This window comes from Candidatus Latescibacterota bacterium, assembly GCA_019038625.1.
Lineage (GTDB): Bacteria > Krumholzibacteriota > Krumholzibacteriia > Krumholzibacteriales > Krumholzibacteriaceae > JAGLYV01.
On record JAHOYU010000239.1, the window covers coordinates 1 to 1,085 of the forward strand.

Sequence of the window (1,085 nt, forward strand, 5' to 3'; positions counted from 1 at the left end):
CGGATGTCCCGTGCGGCCTCAATAGCCGCAGCATTCAGAAGGTCATTTGGAAGTCCTATTGAAAGCTTGATCTCCCTGACCAGTCCTTCTTCATCTACAAAGAGAAGTAGTTCCACTTTTCCCTTGATGTCCCTGTCTACTCCATCCGGGAATCTGGGCCAGGGCATGAAGAGTGGTTTGGGTTCGACTGTGCTGCGTCTGGGTCCTGCCAGTCCGTCGCTGCCTCCGCTTCTTCTCCCTTTCTGAATAGGTTCCACATCGAGTGCTGGCTCTCCGAATTCGCTGATAAAGGTTTTAATCACCTTTTCCTCGTCTATAACTTCTACCGGGTCATCCATCTCCGATATCTGTTCGATGTAATCAGGATATGGTTCCATCGTCATGGACTGGTTTATAAACTTGAATTTTGAAGTACCCTCCTCACCAGGCGGATCACTACGAAACACTTCGAGGTATGATGGCTTAAAGAATACAAAGAAAAGTAGATGCCCGATAATTGCCACAAAAATAATAACTAACCACTCGGTCCTGCGTTTTCTCTCGTGGAACGGAAAATATGGCCTTTCGAGTCTATTATTCATCTCACCAGCTTATGAATGGTTGCGTTGTGGCGGCAAATCGTAGTATCTTAGCTCTAGTTATTATTATATTATTTCCGACAGTAATGTGCAAGAAGCGTAAGGGGAGTGAAGGATATGGCGGGTATTTCCCGAAAGGAAATAACAGTTCCCAACATAATGACTCTTCTGCGGATAATCATGGCTGTCGTGGCTGCCGTATTGATCCGCGATCCCGAACGCAGGGGCCTGGCGGCCGTCATGCTCATCTTTGCTTCGATCCTCGATTATTTCGATGGGTGGTACGCCAGAAGATTCCAGCAGAAAACCAGGCTTGGAGCTCACCTGGATCCATTCGCGGACAAGGTGTTGATCACCGTAGTATTTCTTATTATAGCTTCGGCGATCAAGACTCCCTGGTTCTATTTTTTCGTGGGAGTGATACTGTTGCGTGAGGTTCTCGTCACTATGTATCGTATAGTAGTGAGGAGAAAGGCTGGGGTTTTTGTTCCGGCAAGCTGGTTGGGT

Annotated in this window: 2 protein-coding genes; one reads left to right on the top strand and one right to left on the bottom strand. The window is 47.4% G+C overall.

Features of this window, described 5'->3' with window-relative positions:
• A partial coding sequence (locus tag KOO63_15390; protein ID MBU8923202.1) for a hypothetical protein occupies positions 1 to 581 on the bottom strand: 581 nt, incomplete at its 3' end.
• A gap of 114 nt (positions 582 to 695) precedes the next feature.
• On the opposite strand from KOO63_15390, the gene KOO63_15395 reads away from it, so the two are divergent.
• The coding region (locus tag KOO63_15395; GenBank protein ID MBU8923203.1) for a CDP-alcohol phosphatidyltransferase family protein at positions 696 to 1,085 on the top strand (390 nt) is incomplete at its 3' end.